The organism is Pantoea sp. SORGH_AS_0659 (assembly GCF_031453915.1).
Classification (GTDB): domain Bacteria; phylum Pseudomonadota; class Gammaproteobacteria; order Enterobacterales; family Enterobacteriaceae; genus Pantoea; species Pantoea leporis.
Window position 1 is genome coordinate 4,192,396 of the sequence record NZ_JAVJAK010000001.1, and the last position, 22,102, is coordinate 4,214,497.

Annotated in this window: 21 protein-coding genes and 1 riboswitch; of the genes, 16 read left to right on the forward strand and 5 right to left on the reverse strand. The window is 55.9% G+C overall.

Going from position 1 to position 22,102, the window contains the following annotated elements; all coding sequences use genetic code 11:
* Positions 1-2: 2 nt before the first annotated feature.
* The gene (locus Q3H59_RS19665) at positions 3-839 is read right to left on the reverse strand and encodes an ABC transporter permease subunit (RefSeq protein WP_309836480.1); all 837 of its coding nucleotides are present in this window, start codon (positions 837-839) and stop codon (positions 3-5) included.
* A gap of 14 nt (positions 840-853) precedes the next feature.
* Positions 854-1,912, reverse strand: coding sequence for a putative urea ABC transporter substrate-binding protein (locus Q3H59_RS19670; protein WP_309836482.1), 1,059 nt, complete (start codon positions 1,910-1,912; stop codon positions 854-856).
* 62 nt (positions 1,913-1,974) lie between these two features.
* Positions 1,975-2,069: riboswitch (guanidine-I (ykkC/yxkD leader) on the reverse strand.
* A 407-nt stretch (positions 2,070-2,476) separates the two neighbouring features.
* Here Q3H59_RS19670 and Q3H59_RS19675 point away from each other — a divergent pair.
* The 12 genes from Q3H59_RS19675 to Q3H59_RS19730 all read left to right on the forward strand — a co-directional run bounded on the left by Q3H59_RS19675 (position 2,477) and on the right by Q3H59_RS19730 (position 16,051).
* Entirely contained in the window at positions 2,477-3,199 is a 723-nt protein-coding gene (locus Q3H59_RS19675) for a FadR/GntR family transcriptional regulator (RefSeq protein WP_192236857.1), read from the forward strand.
* Positions 3,196-4,191, forward strand: coding sequence for an ABC transporter ATP-binding protein (locus tag Q3H59_RS19680; RefSeq protein WP_217549593.1), 996 nt, complete (start codon positions 3,196-3,198; stop codon positions 4,189-4,191). The genes Q3H59_RS19675 and Q3H59_RS19680 overlap by 4 nt, the downstream gene beginning before the upstream one ends.
* Entirely contained in the window at positions 4,188-5,249 is a 1,062-nt protein-coding gene (locus tag Q3H59_RS19685) for an ABC transporter ATP-binding protein (protein ID WP_101763817.1), read from the forward strand. Before Q3H59_RS19680 ends, Q3H59_RS19685 begins: the two co-directional genes overlap by 4 nt.
* 16 nt (positions 5,250-5,265) lie before the next feature.
* On the forward strand, positions 5,266-6,783 hold the full coding sequence (locus Q3H59_RS19690; protein WP_309836486.1) for an ABC transporter substrate-binding protein: 1,518 nt from the start codon (positions 5,266-5,268) through the stop codon (positions 6,781-6,783).
* Positions 6,784-6,800: 17 nt separating this feature from the next.
* Entirely contained in the window at positions 6,801-7,742 is a 942-nt protein-coding gene (locus Q3H59_RS19695; RefSeq protein WP_137384873.1) for an ABC transporter permease, read from the forward strand.
* A 2-nt stretch (positions 7,743-7,744) separates the two neighbouring features.
* Positions 7,745-8,626: an ABC transporter permease gene (locus Q3H59_RS19700; RefSeq protein WP_101763820.1), complete on the forward strand. Its 882-nt coding sequence runs from the start codon at positions 7,745-7,747 to the stop codon at positions 8,624-8,626.
* A 9-nt stretch (positions 8,627-8,635) separates the two neighbouring features.
* On the forward strand, positions 8,636-10,234 hold the full coding sequence (locus Q3H59_RS19705; protein ID WP_101763821.1) for a gamma-glutamyltransferase family protein: 1,599 nt from the start codon (positions 8,636-8,638) through the stop codon (positions 10,232-10,234).
* Between the two features lie 323 nt (positions 10,235-10,557).
* The gene (locus Q3H59_RS19710; RefSeq protein ID WP_101763822.1) at positions 10,558-11,271 is read left to right on the forward strand and encodes a DUF3053 domain-containing protein; all 714 of its coding nucleotides are present in this window, start codon (positions 10,558-10,560) and stop codon (positions 11,269-11,271) included.
* Positions 11,272-11,728: 457 nt separating this feature from the next.
* Positions 11,729-13,663: a PTS mannitol transporter subunit IICBA gene (locus tag Q3H59_RS19715; protein WP_222213160.1), complete on the forward strand. Its 1,935-nt coding sequence runs from the start codon at positions 11,729-11,731 to the stop codon at positions 13,661-13,663.
* A gap of 94 nt (positions 13,664-13,757) precedes the next feature.
* Positions 13,758-14,906, forward strand: coding sequence for a mannitol-1-phosphate 5-dehydrogenase (mtlD, locus tag Q3H59_RS19720; protein WP_101763824.1), 1,149 nt, complete (start codon positions 13,758-13,760; stop codon positions 14,904-14,906).
* A gap of 60 nt (positions 14,907-14,966) precedes the next feature.
* Positions 14,967-15,512, forward strand: coding sequence for a mannitol operon repressor MtlR (gene mtlR, locus Q3H59_RS19725; protein ID WP_206098224.1), 546 nt, complete (start codon positions 14,967-14,969; stop codon positions 15,510-15,512).
* A gap of 176 nt (positions 15,513-15,688) precedes the next feature.
* Positions 15,689-16,051, forward strand: a complete 363-nt coding sequence (locus tag Q3H59_RS19730; protein WP_007893377.1) for a YibL family ribosome-associated protein — start codon at positions 15,689-15,691, stop codon at positions 16,049-16,051.
* Between the two features lie 7 nt (positions 16,052-16,058).
* Here the strand turns inward: Q3H59_RS19730 and Q3H59_RS19735 are convergent, their stop codons facing one another.
* From Q3H59_RS19735 to Q3H59_RS19745, 3 genes are all read right to left on the reverse strand, one after another.
* Entirely contained in the window at positions 16,059-17,021 is a 963-nt protein-coding gene (locus Q3H59_RS19735) for a VirK/YbjX family protein (RefSeq protein ID WP_101763825.1), read from the reverse strand.
* Between the two features lie 188 nt (positions 17,022-17,209).
* The gene (gene sodA / locus Q3H59_RS19740) at positions 17,210-17,827 is read right to left on the reverse strand and encodes a superoxide dismutase [Mn] (RefSeq protein ID WP_101763826.1); all 618 of its coding nucleotides are present in this window, start codon (positions 17,825-17,827) and stop codon (positions 17,210-17,212) included.
* Positions 17,828-17,987: 160 nt separating this feature from the next.
* Positions 17,988-19,013 carry a LacI family DNA-binding transcriptional regulator gene (locus tag Q3H59_RS19745; protein ID WP_101763827.1) on the reverse strand — a complete coding sequence of 342 codons (1,026 nt, stop codon included), beginning with the start codon at positions 19,011-19,013 and terminating at the stop codon, positions 17,988-17,990.
* Between the two features lie 295 nt (positions 19,014-19,308).
* Between Q3H59_RS19745 and Q3H59_RS19750 the strand changes: the two genes are divergently transcribed.
* Genes Q3H59_RS19750 through alsE form a run of 4 tightly spaced genes read left to right on the forward strand, consistent with a single transcriptional unit; the run spans position 19,309 to position 22,068 of the window.
* Positions 19,309-19,752 (forward strand): PTS sugar transporter subunit IIA, encoded by a 444-nt coding sequence (locus Q3H59_RS19750; protein WP_137384868.1) that lies wholly within the window; start codon positions 19,309-19,311, stop codon positions 19,750-19,752.
* Positions 19,753-19,767: 15 nt separating this feature from the next.
* Positions 19,768-20,034 (forward strand): PTS sugar transporter subunit IIB, encoded by a 267-nt coding sequence (locus tag Q3H59_RS19755; protein WP_101763934.1) that lies wholly within the window; start codon positions 19,768-19,770, stop codon positions 20,032-20,034.
* A gap of 43 nt (positions 20,035-20,077) precedes the next feature.
* Positions 20,078-21,337 carry a PTS ascorbate transporter subunit IIC gene (locus Q3H59_RS19760; RefSeq protein WP_110867875.1) on the forward strand — a complete coding sequence of 420 codons (1,260 nt, stop codon included), beginning with the start codon at positions 20,078-20,080 and terminating at the stop codon, positions 21,335-21,337.
* Between the two features lie 50 nt (positions 21,338-21,387).
* Positions 21,388-22,068, forward strand: coding sequence for a D-allulose 6-phosphate 3-epimerase (alsE, locus tag Q3H59_RS19765; RefSeq protein WP_101763830.1), 681 nt, complete (start codon positions 21,388-21,390; stop codon positions 22,066-22,068).
* The last annotated feature ends 34 nt before the right edge of the window (positions 22,069-22,102 follow it).

Here is a 22,102-nt window from a genome sequence, read left to right on the forward strand (position 1 = left end):
CCTTATTTCGCGTGATACCACGGCCAGCAGCGACGGCTAATCAGCCGCAGCAACAGGTCGAGCAGGAAGGCCAGCAGCGCGATCCACGCCACGTAGGGCAGAATCACATCCATTGCCAGATAACGCCGCATCAGGAAGATGCGATACCCCAGGCCTTCCGTGGCGGCGATGGCTTCGGCGGCAATCAGAAATAGCCACGCCGACGCCAGCGACAGCCGTACCGCATCCAACAGGCGCGGCATCAGCTGCGGCAGGATCACGCGCCATAAAATCTGTGCGCTGTGCGCGCCGAGCGTCTGCGCTTTCACCAGCTGCTCGCGTGGGATCTTCTGCACCTGCAGCTGCAAATCGCGGGCAATCAGCGGCGTAATGCCGATGACAATCAGCGGCGTAATGCCGATGACAATCAGCACCACTTTCGATACTTCGCCGAGACCAAAACAGATAAACAGAATCGGCAGAATCGCCAGCGGCGGCACCAACGCAAACAGCGTCACCAGCGGCGCCAGCACCGCACGCACCACCGGCAGCGCGCCGGTGAACAGACCCAGCGCCAGCGCCAATAGCGCGCTGATCGCCACACCACACAGCAAACGCAGCAGACTGGCGGCGGTATCGCTCCACAACAGATATTCGCCAGTGCGCGGGCTGGGCTGAAATGCCATGCGGCTGATGGCGTCGCCCATGGCGTTAAAGCCCGGCAACAGCTTGTCTGCCGCATTCAGACTGAGACGCGCCTCCGACGCGAACAGATACACCAGCAGCAGCGCCAGCAGCGGCAGAATGCCCAGCAGCAAGCGCCCCAGCGGCAGCGGTTGGTAGTTGATCAACTTACGCATCGGCATCGCCTCGCTTACAGCTGCCCGGCGGCGGCCATTTTGGTGTACTCATCGGTGAAGCGCAGTTTGAGGTTACCCGCATCGCCCCAATTGCCCGCAGGCGTTACCACGCCCACCACATCGGCGCTCGGCGCGCCCTCGCCCAGCAAACCGTGCTTGAACGAGAACTCGGCGACCATCTGCATGGTGGCTTTGAGCTGTGGGCTTTGGACGAAATCGAGGGTGGTTTTGGCATCGCTAAACAGATGCGTGGCGGCCAGCTGCTGGTCAAAACCCGCCAGATCGGTGCCGGAAGCCTGCGCCATTTGTGTACGTGCCGCTTTAGCGCTGTCGGTTGGGCCGGACATGGTTTTCAACGTTTCATACCATGCGCCGGTCAGCGCTTTGCCGAGCTGCGGATACTTCTGCAACGTGGCGCTGTTGACCACCAGCAGATCGAGGATTTCGCCAGGAATTTGCGCGGAAGAGAAAATCAGATGGCTGTTCGGCTGCTTCTCCGCTTCGGCGAGCAGCGGATTCCAGGTAACGATAGCGTTGACGTCGGCGGTGCCGAACGCCGCCACCAAATCGGCATCGGCGGTGTTCACCACTTTGACGTCTTTCTCGCTCATGCCGGATTTCTCCAGCGCCCGCGCCAGCAGGTAATGCGAAACCGAGAGTTCGACCAGATTGATTGGCTTGCCTTTCAGCGCTGAAAGGTTGCCCGCGCCTTTCAGCAGAATGCCGTCGTTACCGTTGGAGTAATCGCCAACGATCAGCGCCGTGCTATCCACGCCGCCGGTGGCCGGAATGGTCAGTGCATCCATGTTGGTCATGGTGCAACCAGCAAAACCCCCAGCGGTGTATTGATTCACCGACTCGATATAGTCGTTAACCTGCACAAACTGGATATCGATGCCGTATTTGTCGGCCCATTTTTTGACGATGCCGCTCTGCTGCGCGTAATCCCACGGCATCCAGCCCGCGTAGATCGACCAGCAAATCTTAAAGGAGGGTTTGTCGGAGGCCAGCGTGTTGACGCTGAACAGCGTGATGGTGCAAAGCAACAGCAGGCGAAGGCAGGCTTTGATCATGATGGTTCCTCTGGCGTTAACGGACGAAAAAAAGCAGGAGGCGGCGAGCAACGTTCTCGCTTTCCTCCCGGGCTTTTTTCCCGCCGTGTAACCGTCAGAGGACGGTCGGTCACTCTCGGACCAGCATCTTTCGACCGGAACCCTAGTGACCCATTGCAAATTGTCTGGCGACCTCGGTTGCCCGCTATCGCTCCTGCATCTGCGTTAACACATACAAAATAGATGCCAAGGTTATATCCCGCTGAAAACCATCGGTTATTCACCCACCGTGCGTCGCCGCACTGCTGGCATTGCACAGATAAGCAGCGCGCGCGCACCACCGTGAAGCAGTATGCCGGTGAGGACGTTGACGCTTCTCGCAATTCTCAACCGGCACTGAAAAAACTTTTACTTTGCGATCATGTGGTTATCACACATTGATGACACGCTAATCCGAACCAATTAAATATTGGTTCACTTCTTGCCTAGGCTAATAAAGCTGCCTAATTCACCTTTCATCAGGAAAAGTGCTGGATACGCGGCGATTACCGATCTTTTTCTGATGCATAAACAGGCGAACCAATCATGAATGACACGCCAGAAACCAGCCGCAACTCCAGCACCGCACTTGAGCAACTGCGCCAGCTGATTCAGCAGCAGGAGCACACGCCCGATCGCGCGCTGCCCACCGAACGTGAGTTAGCCGAGCGGTTTGGCATCGGTCGTCGTGAAATTCGCCGGGCATTAGATGTGCTGGAAGAAGAGGGCCGCATCTGGCGTAAACAGGGCAAAGGCACCTTTGTTGGGCCCTCCGCGCCAGTGCAGCCGCTGGTGCTACAGGATCTGCCACAGCAATCGAATCTGCTTGAAGTGATGGAAGCGCGTTTACAGCTGGAGCCGGGGCTGGCACGTCTTGCCGCCCTGCGCGCCACCAAAGAACAAATCGCCTTAATGAAACGCCTGCTGGAGCGCATGCACGCCATCACGCCGCCTGAAGATGGCGATCAGCATGAACTGTGGGACAGCGCCTTCCATCGCGCCATCGCCGAAGCGGCGGGCAATCGTTTGATGCTCGGGCTGTTTGATGCCGTCGATGCGGTGCGCCGCGATCCCGGCTGGCAGCATCTGCGGGTACAGGCGCGCACCCCGGCACGCCTGGATAACTATGACACCCATCATCAGCGGCTGGTGATGCACATCGCCCAGCGCCAGCCCCATGAAGCGGCAGCGGCGATGCGTGAGCATCTGCTTGCGCTGCAACAGGCGCTGATGGAAACGCTCTATTCCCGCCAGGAGGAAGCGCCATGACCGCACATCCCGTTTTATCGCTACGCAATCTGCGCGTGCAGTTTCGCGGCTCGCCTGTCACGGTACTGGATGATATTTCTCTGGAGCTACAGGCGGGAGAAACGCTGGCGCTGGTCGGTGAATCGGGCTGCGGCAAAAGCATCACCTCACTCACGTTAATGGGTTTGCAGCCTGACAGTGCGCAAATCTTGCAGGGCGACATGCTGTTTGATGGCCGCGATCTGCGCCAACTCAGCAGCAGTGAATACGCCAGCCTGCGTGGCAACCAATTGGCGATGATTTTTCAGGAACCGATGACCTCGCTTAATCCAGCCTTCACGCTTGGCGATCAGCTGAGCGAAGCGGTGATGCGCCATCGCAAAGTGAGTAAGCGCCAGGCAATGGACGCGGCGCTGGCGATTCTGCAAAAAGTGCAAATTCCAGCAGCTGAACAGCGGCTGAAAGCCTATCCGCATCAGCTCTCCGGCGGCATGCGCCAGCGCGTGATGATTGCCATGGCGCTGATCAACCAGCCAAAACTGTTGATTGCCGATGAACCCACTACCGCGCTCGACGTCACCATTCAGGCGCAAATTCTGGCGCTGTTGAACACCCTAAAACAGGACACTGGCACCGCAGTATTGATGATCACGCATGATCTCGGCGTGGTAGCGGAAGTGGCGCAGCGCGTGGCGGTGATGTATGCCGGTCAGGTGGTGGAGAGCGGCAGCGTGGAGCGTATTTTCAACGATCCGCAGCATCCGTACACCATTGGCCTGATGGGCTCAATTCCCAGCCTGAGCGCGCGTGAAGGGGCGTTAGCCACCATTCCCGGCCAGGTGCCGTTGCCGGAAAACATGCCGGCTGGCTGCCGCTTTGCCACGCGTTGCCCCTTCGCCGAAATACGCTGCCACCAGCATCGTCCGGCGTTGCGCGCACTGGCGAACGATCATCATGTGGCCTGTTTCCGCGCCCCGTTAGAGCAACACGTCACGCTGGGAGAAAGTGCATGAAGCCGATTTTAGAGTGCCGCGATTTAAGCAAAACCTTCTCCACGGGCAACCGGCTGTTTTCACGCAATCGCGGCGTGACGGCGGTCGATCGCGTTGCGCTACAGGTGATGCCGGGCGAAACGCTGGCGATTGTCGGCGAATCCGGTTCCGGTAAATCGACGCTGGGACGTTTGCTGCTGCGTTTATTAGCCGCCAGCGCCGGCGACGTGTTCTATCAGGGCGAAAGCATCACCGATGCCAGCGGCGCGCGACTCAATCAGCTGCGTCGCGAATTGCAGATTATCTTTCAGGATCCGTTTGCCTCGCTCAATCCGCGCATGACGGTGCAGCAGATTGTTGGCGAACCTTTGTGGCTGCATGAAAAGATGAGCCGCGATCAGCGCCACGCGCGCGTCGCCGAACTGCTGCGCACCGTTGGCTTGCCTGCGGCCTGGGCCGAACGTTACCCGCACGAGTTTTCAGGCGGCCAGCGCCAGCGCATTGGTATTGCCCGCGCGCTGGCCTCACAGCCGAAATTACTGCTCGGCGATGAGCCGGTTTCAGCGCTGGATGTGTCCGTGCAGGCGCAGGTGGTGAATCTGCTTGAGAGCCTGAAACAGCAGTTTGGCCTGACGATGGTGATCGTGGCGCACGGTTTGGCGGTGATCCGCCATATGAGCGATCGCGTGGCGGTGATGTATCTCGGTCAGATTGTCGAACTGGCCAGCGTCGATGAGATTTTTGATGCGCCGCTCCATCCTTATACGCAAGCGTTGATTGCCTCCGCGCCACAAATGCAGCCGGGCGTCAGTCGCACCATCCCAATGCTGCAGGGTGATTTGCCCAACCCAGCAGATCCACCTAGCGGCTGCCGTTTTCATACCCGTTGTCCCTATGCCACAGCGGAATGTCGCCAGTTTGAACCGATTAATCAGGTGCTGAGCGGCGGCCGCCAAATTGCCTGTCACCGCTGGCAGGAGATTAATCGCGATCGCAGCGTCATCACCCTTGCGCCACCTTCCGCCGCTTTTTTACGTCGCCGCGCCCTGTTTGAGCAGGCGGTGAATCAGCAAGCCTAACCTCTGGAGATACACCGTGAAGCAAGCTCGTCATACGTTATTAACCGCCCTCAGCGGTCTGTTACTGCTCGGGGCTAGCGCCCACAGCCAGGCTGACAGCGTGATTCGCATCGGCCTGGGCGCCGATCCCGACATGCTCGATCCGCATCTGGCGCGCACCTATTACGGCCGTTTTGTGTTTGCGGCCATGTGCGATCGTTTGGTCGATGTTGACCAAAACCTCAAAGTGGTACCGGGTCTCGCGACCGATTGGGCGTGGAGCGAGGACGGCAAAACGCTGACCATGAATCTGCGCAGCGGCGTGACCTTTCACGATGGCGAAAAATTTGATGCGCAAGCGGTGAAATTCAATATCGAACGTGCGCAAACGCTGCCGGGTTCGCTGCGTAAAAGTGAAATCTCCTCGATTGAAAGCGTGGAAGTGAGCGGCCCGATGCAGGTGAAGTTCCACCTGAAAAACCCGGATGCGGCGCTGCTGAGCCAGCTGACCGACCGCGCCGGAGCCATGCTGGCACCGGAAGCGGCGAAAAAGCCCGATTTCGCCGCTCATCCGGTCTGCTCTGGCCCGTATCAGTTCGACAGCCGTGTTCAGCAGGATCGCATCGTGCTCAAGCGCTATGACAATTACTGGAATAAAGGCGCCTATCACTTCGATAAGGTGATTTTCCTGCCGATCCCGGATGCTTCAGTGCGCCTCGCAAACCTGCGTGCGGGCGATTTGGATCTCACCGAAGGCGTGGCCGCCAGCGATGTGAAAACCGTTGAAGCCGATAGCAAACTGGCGCTGGCAAAAGTCACAGGTCTTGGTTATCAGGGCATCACTTTCAATATCAACAACGGCAAAGTCGATGCTAATAGTCCGCTGAAAGATGCGCGGGTGCGTGAAGCGTTCTCACTGGCGATTGACCGTGATGCGCTGAACCAGGTGGCGTTTGAAGGCTTATATACGCCAGCCAATCAGGCGTTTTCACCGGTCAGCGCGTATCACGTCAAAACACCGATCGCACCGCGCGATGTTGAGAAAGCCAAAGCACTGCTGAAGGCTGCGGGTGTTACCACACCGCTGAATCTGACGCTGCTGGTCAGCAATAACCCGACCGCGCAGCAGATGGGCCAGGTGATTCAGGCGATGGTCGGTGAAGCCGGTTTCAACCTCAATCTGCAAATGAGTGAGTTCGCCACCCTGTTGGATCGCCAGCAGCGTGGGGATTATCAGCTTAGCCTGTCGGGTTGGTCTGGTCGTCCGGATCCGGACGGCAGCATCTATTCGTTTATTAACAGCAAAGGCACGCTCAATGACGGACGCTACAGCAATGCGCAGATCGATGAGTGGCTGAATGCCGCGCGTCTCACCAACGACCAGGCACAGCGTCAGGCGCTCTACACCCAGGTGGTGAACCAACTGCAAAGCGATATGCCGATTGCTTACCTCTACTTTGAGCCACGCATTTTTGGCATGTCGAAAAAACTGCAGGGCTTCAAAGCCTGGCCGGACGGATTGGTACGTTTGGCTGGCGTAAGTCTGGCGCAGTAAACCGCTAAGGAGCGAGGATGCTGGAACTGATTGTAAAACGGCTATTGCTGGCCATTCCGACGCTGCTGCTGGTGAGCATTATGGTGTTCGCACTGCAAAAGCTGCTGCCGGGCGATCCGGTGCTGGCGATGGCGGGCGAAGAGCGCGATCCAGCGGTTATCGCCCAGCTGCGGGCGGAATATCATCTGGACGATCCGATTCCCGCGCAATATTTCGCCTGGATGGGTAATGCGCTAACCGGCGATTTGGGCATGTCGCTGCGCACCAAAGAGCCGGTGACGGCGCTGATCGCCAGCAAATTGCCGGTCACGCTGGAATTGTCATTGCTGGCGATGATTATCGCGCTGGTGATTGGCATCAGCATGGGCATCATCGCCGCGGTGCGCAAAGACAGTTGGGTCGATCACACCACCAACTTTGTCGCGCTTTCCGGGATTTCAGTGCCTCACTTCTGGCTCGGTATTTTGCTGATTCTGCTGTTCTCAGTACACCTGCAATGGCTGCCGGCATCGGGTTTTGTGCCGGTTAGCGAGGATGTGGCGCAGAACCTGAAAACGCTGCTGCTGCCGGCGCTGGTGCTTGGTACCGGACTGGCCGCCACGTTAATGCGCCACACTCGCGCTTCAATGATCGCCGTGCTGAAAGCGGATTACATTCGCACCGCACGCGCCAAAGGGCTGCTGGCAAAGAAAGTGGTGCTCAAGCATGCGTTGCGTAATGCGCTGATGCCGATTGTTACTCTTACCACGCTGCTGTTTGGCGAGTTGCTGGGTGGCGCGGTGCTGACCGAGCAGGTCTTTACGCTGCCCGGCTTTGGCAAGATGATTGTCGATGCGGTATTCAACCGTGATTACGCCGTGGTGCAAGGCGTGGTGCTGGTGGTGGCGATTGGCTTCTTGCTGCTCAATCTGCTGGCCGATGTGCTCTATATGATCATTAACCCGAAAATGCGAGGCTGACCATGAGCGAGGTATTAACCGCTGGCGCACTGCCTGCAGTGGCAAAGCCGAATCGTCGGGTGCTGAAAAAGTTCCTGCGTAATAAAAGTGCGCTGATTGGTGCGGTGATTGTGCTGCTGTTTGTCGCCGTGGCGCTGCTGGCACCGTGGCTGGCACCGTTTGATCCCATCAAAGCCAATTTCCTTGCGGTGCGTAAAGCACCTACGGTGCTGCACTGGTTTGGCACCGATGAGCTGGGGCGCGATATTTTGTCTCGCCTGGTGTGGGGCGCGCGTACTTCGCTGCTGGCGGGTTGCATTTCGGTGCTGATCGCCATTCTGATTGGTGTGCCGCTTGGGTTGATTGCCGGTTACTGGCAAGGCTGGTGCGACGGCATTATTTCGCGCTTTATCGAAGCGCTGCTGGCATGCCCGTTTCTGATTCTGGCAATCGCGCTGGGAGCGTTTCTCGGCCCGAGCTTATCAAATGCAATGATTGCCATCGGTTTATCTGCGATGCCGATTTTCGCGCGCTTGACGCGCGGCCAGGTGATCGCCATTCGCCACGAAGAGTACATTGACGGCGCGCGAGCGATTGGCTTACCCGATCGCTGGATCATCCTGCGTTACGTGCTGCCCAATGTGCTATCGCCAATTCTGGTGCAGGCCACGCTGGCGATTGCTTCGGCGATCATTACCGAAGCCAGCCTCTCATTCCTTGGCCTCGGCCAGCAACCGCCCTCGCCTTCATGGGGTGCGATGCTGAATACCGCCAAAGGCTTTCTCGAACAGGCGCCGTGGATGTCGATTTTCCCCGGCCTGGCTATTTTTCTCACCGTGCAGGGCTTCAACCTGCTGGGCGACGGTTTGCGCGACGCGCTCGACCCACGTGATGACTCACACTAAGGAACGATCATGAGTGAACTGGATTTTAACGTCAGCTATGCCTCACACCGCGTACCGATGATGGGACGCAACGCGGTTGCCACTTCGCAGCCGCTGGCGGCGCAGGCCGGGATGCGTATGTTGCAACAGGGCGGCAATGCGGTAGATGCGGCGATTGCCAGTGCAATGGCGTTGACCGTGCTGGAGCCTAGCGGCAACGGACTCGGCAGTGACGCCTTTGCGATTATCTGGGATGGCAAACAGCTGCACGGTTTGAATGCCTCGGGCCGCTCGCCCGCCGCATGGAACCCGGAACGCTTTGCCGGGCGCGATGCCATGCCGGAAATTGGCTGGGAAGCGGTCACCGTGCCGGGCGCGGTTTCGGCGTGGGTGGAGCTGGCCGAACGCTTTGGCACGCTACCACTCACCACGCTAGCGCAACCGGCCATCGAATACGCGCGCGATGGTTTCCCGGTTTCACCGCTGATTGGTCATCTGTGGCAGCGCGCCTACCACAAGCTGAAAGATCAGCCCGGCTTCGTCGAGTGCTTTGCGCCCGATGGACGACCGCCGCGTGCCGGCGAGCTGTTCCGTAATCCGGCGCAAGCCGAAACGCTGCAAAAAATCGCCGAAACGCGCGGTGAAGCCTTCTATCGTGGCGAGCTGGCTGAAAAGATAGTGGCGTTTGCTGAGCAGCATGGTGCGGCGCTGAGCCTTGATGATCTGAAAAATCATCGCGCCGACTGGGTAGAATTGTTATCGCGTCCGTTTGCGGGCGGATCGGTGCAGGAATTGCCGCCGAACGGTCAGGGCATTGCCACCCTGATTGCGTTGGGCATTCTTGAGCAGTGGGATATTGGTCGCTATGAACCGGATTCGGTGCCGTGGCTGCATCTGTCGATTGAAGCGATGAAGCTGGCGCTGGCCGATCTGGATCGCTATGTCAGCGATTACGATCACCTCGAGTTCCCGGCAGAATTGCTTCTCAGTGATGAGTATTTAAAACAGCGCGCGCAGTTGATTAATCCCGATCGGGCCGGAGATTTTACCTTTGGCTCCCCGCAGCAGAGCGGCACGGTTTATCTTTCTACCGCTGATGCCAGCGGCATGATGGTGTCCTTTATACAGTCAAACTACATGGGCTTCGGTTCTGGCGTAGTGGTGCCGGGCACCGGCATTAGCCTGCAAAATCGTGGCTGCGGTTTCTCGCTCGATCCGCAGCATCCCAATGTGGTCGCCGGCGGCAAACGTCCGTTCCACACCATCATTCCGGCGTTTGCCCTCGACGGTGACGGCCAGCCGCTGATGTCGTTTGGCGTGATGGGCGGCCCGATGCAGGCGCAAGGTCATTTACAGATGGCGCTGCGCATCATGCAGCATAAGCAAAACCCGCAGGCAGCGATTGATGCACCGCGCTGGCGCGTTGAGCAAGGACGTGCGGTGGTGGTTGAACCCGGCATCGACCGTAACGTGCTGGCGAAGCTGCGCGAGATGGGGCACCAGATCACGCTGGAAGATCCTTTGCTTGGCTATAACTTCGGCGGTGCGCAGGCGATTGTGCGCGATCCGCAAGGCTTCTATATCGCCGCCACTGAAAGCCGTAAGGATGGTCAGGCGCTGGTGTTTTGATTTAACGTGTTAAAACGGTCACCATAATGGGTGTAATGCCGATCAGCTAAGCACCTTATTAAATCACCGCACATTCCGTAGCGGCGCGATTTATCGCGCAATAAATTGCGCCGCTACAATATGTGCTCTCGGTAATTATGGGTTTTCATGTCTTAACTGACGAGCATTACACCATAATGGGTGACCCTGGAATTTCGCCATTTCCTTACCGGGTGCGCATTTATGCGCACCAGGCAAACGCCGCCCGTTGTACCCGTCAGGCCATTGCACTATTCTTTAGGACCATTCCCATCGAATCGAATTAGCCATAACAGGAGTTCATCATGGCGTCAGGAATTTCTCGCATCTGGATGCGTACCGGCATGCTGATGGTCAGCGCGTTAGTGGTGCTGCAACTCACAGCCTGCGGTGACAAAGAGGGCGATCAGCGTAAAGCGTTCAGTGACTTCCTTCAGAACACGGTGATGCGCAGCGGCGAACATCTGCCAAGCCTGAGTGAAAACCAAAAGCAAACCTTCGGCAACTACGCCAGCGACTACGCCATCCTTTATGGCTTCTCGCAGCAGACCAATCAGGCGATTGAGCAAGGTATGCGCCCGGTGGTTGATGAGTTAGCAGCGATTCGTGTACCGCAGGATTACCTCACGCGTCGCGATAGCCTGCGCCAGGCCAGCGGCAATCTGAGCGTGCTGACCCAGCAGATTCAAAGCGCCAAAATGCAGGCGGACAGCAGCAAAGCCACCCTGAAGCAGCCGGATGACCTGAAGAAAGTGTATGACGCGGCCTACGTCAAAGTCGTGACGCAGCCAGCGAGCACGCTGATTCCGCTGCTGCCACAGCTGCAGGCGCTGAGCCAGGCAGCCGTGCAAACCGGCGACTATCTGCAATCGCAAGGCACGCGCGTAACCTTCAACGATGGCGGCGTACAGTTCCCAACCCAGGATCAGGTAACGCAATACAACACGCTGATGAGCAATCTCTCCAGCAACGCGCAAGCGCTGACGCAAGCGCAAAATGCGGTGCAAGGCGGGTTGTAACAGCCGAACTATTTTAGTGGTCGCCATCAATGGCGACCCTGAAAGTCTGTTGTCCCTTTCCAGAATTTCGTCACTTCCTTACAGCTCACTTGTCTGCTGCAGCATATTGTGATCTGGCGCATTTTCGACCAAAAATAGTTTGTGACATTGATCACACTTATACAACAAAGCGCCCACCTTAAAAGGTGACTTAAGTCACATTCATCGCCTTGTTTTGCTTAATTTTTCGGCATCGTTGCTTTCTTACAGCGCCTTTTTGTGATCGATGTCACCTTATTGCCCCCCAGCCACCCCAGCTTAGCGTGATTTGCATCACACTTAGGTGCAGCTCTACGCAGCGTAATAAACTAGTGCTAGAGTCCGCGTGCATACAGTAATGCCACGGCCCCCGCCGTAACGTTCAAACAAAAACAAACGCGCTCTCTTATTGCAGCGCGTCTCAATAAGGGGTGGGTTTATGTCCTCATCAGTAAAGGTCAAGGTTCAGAGCTTTGGTCGCTTTCTGAGTAATATGGTGATGCCTAACATCGGTGCGTTTATCGCATGGGGTATCATCACTGCGCTGTTCATCCCAACCGGATGGATTCCAAACGAAACGCTGGCGAAACTCGTCGGCCCAATGATCACCTACCTGCTGCCACTGCTGATTGGTTTCACCGGTGGACGTCTGGTTGGCGGCGATCGCGGTGGCGTGGTCGGTGCGATCACCACCATGGGCGTGATTGTCGGTGCCGATATGCCGATGTTCCTCGGCTCCATGATTGCCGGCCCGCTGGGCGGCTGGGCAATCAAATCCTTTGACCGCGTTGTTGATGGCAAGATCAAAAGCGGCTTCGAGATGCTGGTTAACAACTTCTCGGCCGGTATCATCGGTATGCTGCTGGCGCTGCTGGCGTTTGTCGCTATCGGTCCACTGGTTGAAGGTCTGTCACACATTCTCGCCGCGGGCGTGAATCTGATGGTGCAGAACAACCTGCTGCCGCTGACCTCAATCTTTGTTGAACCGGCGAAAATCCTGTTCCTTAATAACGCCATTAACCACGGTATCTTCTCGCCGCTGGGTATCCAGCAGGCGAGCGAGGCGGGCAAATCAATCTTCTTCCTGATTGAAGCCAACCCAGGTCCGGGTATGGGCGTGCTGGTTGCCTACATGGTATTTGGCCGCGGTAGCGCCAAACAATCTGCAGGCGGTGCAGCGATCATCCACTTCCTTGGTGGTATCCACGAAATTTACTTCCCATACGTGCTGATGGCGCCGCGTCTGTTGCTGGCGGTTATTCTCGGCGGTATGACTGGCGTATTCACCCTGACCCTGCTGAACGGCGGCCTGGTCTCTCCGGCTTCTCCAGGTTCTATCCTGGCGGTGCTGGCGATGACGCCAAAAGGCGCTTACTTCGCGAATATCGCTGCCATTATCGCTGCGTTTGCCGTCTCCTTTGTGGTCTCAGCTATCCTGCTGAAAACCAGCAAAGTGAAAGAAGATGACGATATCGAAGCGGCGACACAGCGCATGCAGGATATGAAAGCGCAGTCAAAAGGTCAGGCTGTTGCCGGTTCGCCAGTCGCTGGCGATGCGATGAGCGTTGACCTGAACCACGTGCGTAAAATCATCGTAGCCTGTGACGCCGGTATGGGTTCAAGTGCGATGGGTGCGGGCGTGCTGCGTAAGAAAGTGCAGGACGCGGGTCTGAGCAATATCTCTGTCACCAACACGGCGATTAACTCGCTGCCGGGCGACGTTGATCTGGTGATTACCCACCGCGATCTGACCGAACGTGCAATGCGTCAGGCGCCGCAGGCGCAGCACATTTCGCTGAACAACTTCCTCGATAGCGCGCTGTACAGCAACCTGACCGAACGTCTGGTGGCCGCTAACCGCAGCGAAGCGCGTCGTGAAACCGTGCAGACCACGCTGGCTGACAGCTACGACGAAGGCAATGCGCACCTGTTCAAACTGGGTGCAGACAACGTGTTCCTCGGTCTGAGTGCCACCCATAAAGAGCAGGCGATTCGCTTTGCGGGTGAGCAGCTGGTGAAAGGCGGCTACGTGCAGCCGGAATATGTTGAAGCGATGCTGGAACGCGAAAAGCTGACGCCAACTTACCTCGGTGAATCCATTGCTGTGCCACACGGTACTGTAGAAGCGAAAGACCGCGTGCTGAAAACCGGCGTGGTGTTCTGTCAGTATCCGGCGGGCGTGCAGTTTGGTGATGAGCCAGAAGACGTGGCGCGTTTGGTGATTGGTATCGCCGCTCGCAACAACGAGCACATTCAGGTGATTACCAGCCTGACCAACGCGCTGGATGATGACAGCGTGATTGAGAAGCTGGCCAATACCACCAGCGTGCAGGACGTGTTGGATCTGCTCTCGGGCAGCACCGTCAAAGCGTAATACCCCGTTTTACCTTCCCTGGGGCGGGTAAGCCCGTCCCACATTTCCGGGGCGGACTTGCCCGCCCTTTCGTCATTTGATATGGGTCAAATTTATGAAAGCGTTACATTTTGGAGCAGGTAACATCGGTCGCGGTTTTATCGGTAAGTTACTGGCAGATGCCGGCATCGAGCTGGTGTTTGCTGACGTCAATCAGGTGGTACTTGATGCCCTTAACGCCCGTCATGAGTATCCGGTTCATGTGGTTGGCGAACAGGCAAAAGTCGAAATCGTAACAGGCGTGAGCGCCGTTAACAGCACCAGCGATGACATCGTTACGCTGATTGCTGAGGTTGATATCGTGACCACGGCGGTTGGCCCGCAGATTCTGGAGCGCATCGCCGGTGGCGTCGCGAAAGGTCTGGCCAAACGCAGCGACAGCGGTAATGTGCGTCCACTCAACATCATCGCCTGTGAAAACATGGTGCGCGGTACCAGCCAGCTGAAACAGCACGTGCTAAAAGCGCTGCCAGAGCAGTATCACGCATGGGTTGAAACGCATGTTGGCTTCGTGGATTCCGCGGTAGACCGCATCGTGCCGCCGTCCGAAGCGGGCACCACCGATCCGCTGGAAGTCACCGTGGAAACCTTCAGCGAGTGGATTGTTGATAAAACCCAGTTCAAAGGGGAATTGCCGAACATTCCTGGCATGGAATTGACCGACAACCTGATGGCATTCGTTGAGCGCAAGCTATTCACTCTCAATACCGGTCACGCCATCACCGCGTATCTCGGCCAGCTGGCTGGTCACGCTACCATTCGTGACGCGATTCTCGATGAGAACGTGCGTGCGGTAGTGCAAGGCGCGATGCAGGAGAGCGGCGCCGTGCTGATCAAGCGTTATGGTTTTGAAGCCGATAAACATGCTGCCTATATCCAGAAAATCCTCACCCGCTTCGAAAACCCGTACCTGAAAGATGACGTTGAGCGCGTCGGTCGTCAGCCGCTGCGTAAACTCAGCGCGGGCGATCGCCTGATCAAGCCAACGCTGGGCACGCTGGAGTATCAGCTGCCGCACGATAATCTGGTTCAGGGCATTGCCGCCGCGATGCACTATCGCAGCGAAGCCGATCCGCAGGCGCAGGAACTGGTCGCGCTGCTGGCAGAAAAAGGCCCGCAAGCCACGCTGGCGGAAATTTCTGGCCTGGATGCCAACAGCGAAGTGGTCACCTCAGTGGTGAGCGCTTACAACGCTATGGCATAATGCGCGCCCTTTAGTGGTTAACTCGGGCGCGCTTGCGTGCCCGCTGGCGGTAGCTGAACGATGCAGGCAATGATGGAAGAGAAGCAGGCTTTTGAAAACCGGGTGCTTGAGCGCCTGAACGCCGGTCGTTCGGTGAGAAGCTTCCTGATCGCCGCCGTTGAGCTGCTGACCGAAGCGGTTAACCTGCTGGTGCTGCAAGTGTTTCGCAAGGACGATTACGCGGTTAAATACGCGGTAGAACCGCTGCTGCTGGGTGATGGTCCGCTGGGCGAACTCTCGGTTCGCCTCAAGCTGATTTACGGCCTGGGCGTGATCAACCGGCATGAGTACGAAGATTGTGAACTGCTGCTGGCGCTGCGTGAGGAGCTGAATCACGATATCAGCGATTATCGTTTTATCGACGATGAGATCCTCGGCCCGTTTGGCGAACTGCACTGCGTGGCCGCCTGGCCACCGCAGCCAGACTTCAACCGCGACGACGACCAACTGCGCTCCATGCAGCAACAGCGCTATCTGCAGATGGTGCGTTCAACCATGGTGCTGTCGCTCACCGAGCTGATTTCACGGATTTCGCATAAGCAGGTGTTTAAAAAGCCGGCGCTGTAGTTTTCGTATGAACAAGCGCGATGAACCGTGCCGCTGCGGATAAGTGCGCGTGAGGCATCTACGTGTTAAATCAGCACGCATTGTCGCGGCGCGATTTATCGCGCGAAGTCATGCGCTGCAAAGTTGCCTGAATTTGATGTATCCTTTGCCTGTTTTCCTTAACGAGTTTTCCCCCAATGAAAGAACAAGAAAAAGCCGAGATCAAACTTCTGAGCGATCAGCTCGATGCGCTCAACCGCAAAGAAGCCCCGCTGTTAGCCTCTGGCGATGCCGAAAAGCTCGGTGAACTGCTGCGTGAAAAAGAGAAGCTGGAGCTGGAAATTGAGCGCCTGCGCGGTGTGCGCACCGAGAAGCTGAGCAAAGAAGCGCAACAGCTGCAGAAGCTGGGCTTTAGCCGCGAAATCACCAAAAAAGAACAAGCCAACATGGGCGCATTCAAGAAAAGCGTGCGCGGCCTGGTGGTGGTACACCCAATGACCGCGCTCGGACGTGAGATGGGACTGAAAGTGATGACCGGCTACGCGAAGCAGCCGTTCTAATCTTGACTTACGCGGCGTGTGAAACGTCGCGTAGGATGCCCGCCGCCTGATGAACTTGTTCATTCAGACTGTCCAGCAAGGCATAGCGACGGCGATACTCGGCGCGCTTCTTGCTGGCAATCTCTTCCAAATCTTTACGCTCCGCGCGTAACGGCAACGTAAATAGCTCATCGCCACGCGCCACGCCCCCCAACGACAACCAAAACTCGCTGTAGCTGGCAAAGAACTTATCACCTTTACTGTGACGGTAGCGCAGGCTGCGAAACACGTGCGTGGTATCGCCAACGGCGGTGATCGCCTCAACGCCACACTGTTCCGCCAGATTAAATACTACTTCCATCAGCAGGCGTTTTGGGAATACGCCGTGCGCCGCTTTGGTGGCATCGCGAATCACATCGTTAGAAATATGCTTACGCGGCCCCTGCAATCCACCAATTAATAACGTGCGCTTCTGCTGTTCGCGAATAATTGAGAAAGAGAGCGACGCAATTAACTGCGTTTCATAGCGCAATTCCAAAGTAATTTCACCTTCACGGTCAAAGCGGCCCGGACAGCAGTGAATCACATACGTCTCATCATTTTTGCCGCTCAGGCTGGCCAGTAAATTATCACCCGGACTCTGCAACAGCTGACGCAGCGCCGCATTATCTAACTGATCCATCAACGTATAGTGATCGATGATCGCCTGTGCGCGCTGCGCCACGCTGAATCCCGCACGCAGATAAGGACGATGTGGCTTCGCCGGCAGCAAACCCTGCATGGTCAGCAGCTGTGGTAACGCAGATAATTGCGCCAACTGGTGCAGGTAATTAAAGGTAGTTACAGGAAAGACCAGCGATCTTAAGGCAAATTTCGCGCGAAATCTTCCGCTATTCCATAATTTATTTGGCCTGAACTTTCCGCTTATTAACGGCAAAAATAGCGGTGCTGACGAATCATTATTCGTCACAGAAGTTGTGATAGTAGACATGATTATTTAGGCTTGGCGAGACAAATTATCGCCACTATATGCCCCAAATTATCAACGGCAGGTTAATAGCTTTCGCAGCGGAATAGTCTTGTGCGGGAATATTCAGGTCGTTTAGCAAGGGTTTATAAAGGCGAAAAAAAACCGGTGAAGAGATCACCGGTTTAATGCGTTGCGGCTATCGCCTGAACTTACTTCGCAGCAGCGAAACGCGCTGCAGCTTCGTCCCAGTTCACTACGTTCCAGAATGCTTTGATGTAATCAGGACGTTTGTTCTGATACTTCAGGTAGTAAGCGTGTTCCCACACGTCCAGACCGATGATCGGCGTGCCTGAAACGCCAGCAACGGCTTCACCCATCAGCGGGCTATCCTGGTTTGCGGTTGAAACCACAGCCAGTTTGTCGCCTTTTTTCACCAGCCACGCCCAGCCTGAACCGAAGCGAGTAGTCGCAGCTTTCTCAAACTCAGCCTGGAAAGCTTCAACGCTACCGAAATCTTTTTCGATGGCGGCTTTGAGGTCGCCCTGCAGCGAGGTGCCCAGCTTCAGACCTTTCCAGAAGAAGCTGTGGTTAGCGTGGCCGCCTGCGTTGTTACGCAGTGGACCTTTTTTGTCTGCTGGCAGCTGATCCAGTTTGGTGATCAGCTCTTCTACCGGCAGGTCAGCGAATTCGGTACCTTCCAGCGCAGCGTTAGCGTTGTTAACGTAGGTCTGGTGGTGTTTAGTGTGATGGATTTCCATCGTCTGCTTGTCGAAGTGCGGTTCCAGTGCGTCGTACGCATACGGCAGGGATGGCAGTGAATAACTCATGTTCTTCCTCTCCATTTTAGTGTTTTGCAGCACCACCTCACTGGGCGTGCCGCGTAAGCAGTCGGATCATTATAGTTAAAAACATGATCCGTAAAAGGGTTATCAATGCCTTAGAATTGATAAGGATTTGATGAATCTGGGAAAAGGTGCGCACGCACGGCTACACCTTGTGGCTGCTGGCGCGCAGTTTCAGCTGCACCGGCAGTTCATTGATGGCTGGCGGCTCATCACCTTTGAGCGCCGCCAGCAGACGTTTACCCGCCATGCGCCCCATCTCTTCATACGGCAGCACAATGCTGGTGAGAGGCGGCGAACACACTGCCGCTAACGGACCGCCGCCAATGCTGGCAATCGCCAACTGGCTGGGAATCGCAATCCCCGCCGCATGGCACGCCATGATGGCGCCGCAGGCCACTTCGTCGCTGGTGCAAATCAGCACATCCAGCTCCGGCCAGGTCAGGCGAATTTCCGCCAGCAAGCTGTGCCCGGCGGCAAAGGTCGGCATTTTCGGCGAGGTCACCACGCGATGCGGCGCCTGATTCATCGCCAGCATGCCGCTGTGCCAGCCATTCAGCAGCTGGCGGAAGATGGTGTTATTACTCTGCGTGCACAGCAAACCGAGATTGCGATAGCCGCGCTCGACCAGACTTTGCACCAACTGGCGAATCGCTTTGGCGTAATCGACACCAATGCTGATCCCCGCCGAATCCTGATGCACGCCGCCAATATCCATGACCGGCAGCCCGGAATTGCTCAGCAGACGATGCGCTTCGGCGGCGTTATCGAAATTGAAATGCACCATCGCCGCCGGATTATAGGAGAGCAACATTTCGATCAGCTCGCTCTCTTCTGCCGCCGAATGGTTGGCTTCAGCCAGCATCATGTTATAGCCCTGCGGCCGCAGCACTTCCTGTAGCGCTTCGGACACAATTGCACTGCCCGGCGTGGCAAACGATGGCACCACCATGGTGATCAGGCGTGATGTGGCCGATGCCAGATTGCTCGCCTGCACATTCGGCACATAGGAGAGCTCAATCACCGCCGCATCGATTTTGGCGCGAATTTCAGGCGACACTTTCTCCGGCATGCGTAGCGCGCGCGACGCTGTCATGGTGCTTACGCCCACCAAACGGGCAACATCGGCTAAAGTGCTTTTACCGGTACCGCGCCGTTTTTTTTCTGTCATGCGATCTCCTGCATTACTCGCTACTTTTTTGCCAGGACGCAGCTTAAAACCAAATCTGTTAACGCGCCATGTGAAAAACCACAGTTTCGGGCATGCCTCACCCCGCGATCTTTTCAGAATGATTGAGCATGTCAGGTGCTTGCAACCAAGACAAACGCACAGCAAGGAAATGTTAGCGATAACACGTTTTTTAACAATAACGGTGTTAGCGCTAACTTTTGCGACAATCATCACAGAAAACCGCTGAGAAAATAACCTACATTGCACTCCATCGACGAATAAACAGGAATGACTGATGCTCACTCAATGGCTAACGCCGCAACATATTCGGGTAGTCGAGCAGGTTAGCGACTGGCAGGAAGCAGTGCGATTATCTGCCGAACCGCTGCTGGCCGCTGGGGCGATCAGCCCGGCTTATCTCGATGCTATCTTCACTTCGCATGCCGAACTCGGCCCTTACTACGTGCTGGCGCCGGGCCTGGCGATGCCGCACGCCCGCCCGGAACAAGGCGCGCGCAAAAACGGCCTGTCGTTGCTGCATGTGAAAAATGGCGTGAATTTTCAGGCCGATGAAAACGATCCGGTTTATGTGGTCATCATGCTGTGCGCGGTATCTGGTGACGATCACATTCAGATGATCACCGCCTTAGCGGACGTGTTCAGCGACGAATCCCGCCTGCAGCAGTTGCTGTCGGCTTCTACCCTGTCAGCGATTGAAGCTGTCATTGAAAATAAATAACCAGAGAACCCTATGATGAAAAAAGTCCTGATTGTGTGTGGAAATGGTTTAGGTAGCAGCTTTATTGTTGAAATGAACGTGAAGAAGATTGTGGCGGAATTAGGCAAAGAGGCAGAAGTGGGCCACACCGATTTAACCTCTGCGAAATCTGAACAGGCTGATTTAATCATTGCCGCAAAAGATATTGCTGACCAATTAGCCGGGCACAGCGCGAAAGTCGTTGGTCTGACAAACCTGCTGGATAATGCAAAGATTAAAGAAATTCTGGCAGAAAATATCTAATAACAGTTTATCCCGAAAAACTTTACTCACTATGGAGTAAGTTATGCTGCAGTTTATAATTAAGGATGTTCTTGGAACACCCGCTATACTTGTCGGCCTTTTTTCCCTGTTTGGTTTATTACTGCAAAAGAAACCGGTTTCTGATGTTATTTCCGGTACGCTTAAAACCATCATGGGTTTTGTTATTCTCATCGCCGGGGCCAATTTAATCGCGGCCACGCTGACCATCTTCAGTCAGCTGTTTGAGCACTCTTTTAATATTCAGGGCGTAGTGCCAAATACGGATGCAATGGCCGCGCTGGCGCAGAAAAGTTACGGCACCGAAACCGCCATGATCATGGTGTTTGGTATGCTGGTGAACATCTTGCTGGCGCGCATTACCCCGTTGAAATACATCTTCCTGACCGGTCACCACACGCTGTATATGTCGGCGATGCTGGCGGTAATTCTGTCGGTAGGCGGCATTCACGGCTTCTGGCTGGTGCTGATTGGTTCGCTGATTCTCGGCACCATGATGGTGGTTTGCCCGGCGATTCTGCAGCCGTTCACCCGCAAAATCACCAACTCGGACGATCTGGCGCTCGGCCACTTTGGCTCAACCGGCTATCTGCTCTCCGCGTTAGTGGGCAAAATGGTCGGTAAAGGCAGCCCGTCGATTGAAGAGCTTAAGGTGCCGAAAACCCTCAACTTCCTGCGCGACTCATCGGTAGCGATTTCGCTGACCATGATGATTCTGTTTATCGCGCTGGTTTTGGTTGCCGGTAAAGAATTCACCGAAAGCATCAGTGGCGGCCAGAACTACATTGTGTTCGCCATCATTCAGTCGATCACCTTTGCTGCGGGCGTCTATATCATCCTCGCCGGTGTACGCATGGTGATTGCCGAAATCGTGCCGGCCTTTAAAGGTATCGCCGATAAGCTGGTACCCAACGCCAAACCGGCGCTGGATTGCCCAACCGTGTTCCCGTTCGCGCCGAACGCGGTAATCATCGGCTTCCTGTCGAGCTTCTCCGCCGGCTTGATCAGCATGTTCCTGTGTCCGCTGTTTGGTCTAAGCGTTATTGTTCCGGGTCTGGTACCGCATTTCTTCTGCGGTGCGACCGCTGGCGTCTACGGCAATATCACTGGCGGACGTCGCGGCGCAGTGATCGGCGCCTTTGTGCAAGGCTTGCTGATCTCCTTCCTGCCAGCGATTCTGCTGCCGCTGATGGGCGACCTCGGCTTCGCTTCCACCACCTTCGGTGATGCCGACTTCGGGATTGTTGGTATCGTGCTCGGCCACATTATTTCGTTCTTCCATTGATGTCATTAACAGCGCCTGCGGGCGCTGTTGTTGTAATGAGGAAATAAGTTATGCAAGCCAAATTCTCCCCCTCCTTAATGTGCATGGATCTCACGCGTTTTCGCGAGCAGGTTGAAGCGATGAATAGCACCGCTGCCTTTTATCATGTCGATATTATGGATGGCAGCTATGTGAAGAATATTACGCTGTCGCCGTTCTTTATTGAGAACCTGCGTAAAATTACTGATGTACCAATTGATGTGCATTTAATGGTAAATCATCCGGAAGATATTATCCCAATGTGCATTGAGGCCGGCGCAGATATTATTAGCTTCCACCCGGAAACCGCTAATAACAAAATTTTCCGCCTGCTGACGCAAATTAAAGACGCAGGCCGTCGCTGCGGCGTGGTGTTAAATCCGGCCACACCGGCAGAAACTATTCGTGAATATGCGCACCTGCTGGATAAAGTCACTGTGATGTCAGTGGATCCGGGTTTCGCCGGGCAGACATTTATCCCGCAAACGCTGAATAAGATTCGCCAGCTGATCGCCATGCGCGAAGAGCACGGTTATCACTATCTGACCGAAATTGATGGTTCATGCAATGCGCGCACCTTCCGGCAGATTGCTGCTTCAGGCGTGGATGTGTTCATTGTGGGCACGTCAGGTTTGTTTAATCTGGATGACGATGTCGCGCAGGCGTGGCAGAAGATGGAGAGCATTTTCGCCGAGGAAACCGCAGCTGCGTAAACCTGCACATATCGTAGCGGCGCAATTTATTGCG

Excerpts from the sequence above, each read along its gene's own strand:
- Q3H59_RS19665 (WP_309836480.1), bottom strand. The coding sequence starts at position 839 with ATGCGTAAGTTGATCAACTACCAACCGCTGCCGCTGGGGCGCTTGCTG.
- Q3H59_RS19670 (WP_309836482.1), bottom strand. The coding sequence starts at position 1,912 with ATGATCAAAGCCTGCCTTCGCCTGCTGTTGCTTTGCACCATCACGCTG.
- Q3H59_RS19675 (WP_192236857.1), top strand. The coding sequence starts at position 2,477 with ATGAATGACACGCCAGAAACCAGCCGCAACTCCAGCACCGCACTTGAG.
- Q3H59_RS19680 (WP_217549593.1), top strand. The coding sequence starts at position 3,196 with ATGACCGCACATCCCGTTTTATCGCTACGCAATCTGCGCGTGCAGTTT.
- Q3H59_RS19685 (WP_101763817.1), top strand. The coding sequence starts at position 4,188 with ATGAAGCCGATTTTAGAGTGCCGCGATTTAAGCAAAACCTTCTCCACG.
- Q3H59_RS19695 (WP_137384873.1), top strand. The coding sequence starts at position 6,801 with ATGCTGGAACTGATTGTAAAACGGCTATTGCTGGCCATTCCGACGCTG.
- Q3H59_RS19700 (WP_101763820.1), top strand. The coding sequence starts at position 7,745 with ATGAGCGAGGTATTAACCGCTGGCGCACTGCCTGCAGTGGCAAAGCCG.
- Q3H59_RS19705 (WP_101763821.1), top strand. The coding sequence starts at position 8,636 with ATGAGTGAACTGGATTTTAACGTCAGCTATGCCTCACACCGCGTACCG.
- Q3H59_RS19710 (WP_101763822.1), top strand. The coding sequence starts at position 10,558 with ATGGCGTCAGGAATTTCTCGCATCTGGATGCGTACCGGCATGCTGATG.
- Q3H59_RS19715 (WP_222213160.1), top strand. The coding sequence starts at position 11,729 with ATGTCCTCATCAGTAAAGGTCAAGGTTCAGAGCTTTGGTCGCTTTCTG.
- mtlD (WP_101763824.1), top strand. The coding sequence starts at position 13,758 with ATGAAAGCGTTACATTTTGGAGCAGGTAACATCGGTCGCGGTTTTATC.
- mtlR (WP_206098224.1), top strand. The coding sequence starts at position 14,967 with ATGCAGGCAATGATGGAAGAGAAGCAGGCTTTTGAAAACCGGGTGCTT.
- Q3H59_RS19730 (WP_007893377.1), top strand. The coding sequence starts at position 15,689 with ATGAAAGAACAAGAAAAAGCCGAGATCAAACTTCTGAGCGATCAGCTC.
- Q3H59_RS19735 (WP_101763825.1), bottom strand. The coding sequence starts at position 17,021 with ATGTCTACTATCACAACTTCTGTGACGAATAATGATTCGTCAGCACCG.
- sodA (WP_101763826.1), bottom strand. The coding sequence starts at position 17,827 with ATGAGTTATTCACTGCCATCCCTGCCGTATGCGTACGACGCACTGGAA.
- Q3H59_RS19745 (WP_101763827.1), bottom strand. The coding sequence starts at position 19,013 with ATGACAGAAAAAAAACGGCGCGGTACCGGTAAAAGCACTTTAGCCGAT.
- Q3H59_RS19750 (WP_137384868.1), top strand. The coding sequence starts at position 19,309 with ATGCTCACTCAATGGCTAACGCCGCAACATATTCGGGTAGTCGAGCAG.
- Q3H59_RS19755 (WP_101763934.1), top strand. The coding sequence starts at position 19,768 with ATGAAAAAAGTCCTGATTGTGTGTGGAAATGGTTTAGGTAGCAGCTTT.
- Q3H59_RS19760 (WP_110867875.1), top strand. The coding sequence starts at position 20,078 with ATGCTGCAGTTTATAATTAAGGATGTTCTTGGAACACCCGCTATACTT.
- alsE (WP_101763830.1), top strand. The coding sequence starts at position 21,388 with ATGCAAGCCAAATTCTCCCCCTCCTTAATGTGCATGGATCTCACGCGT.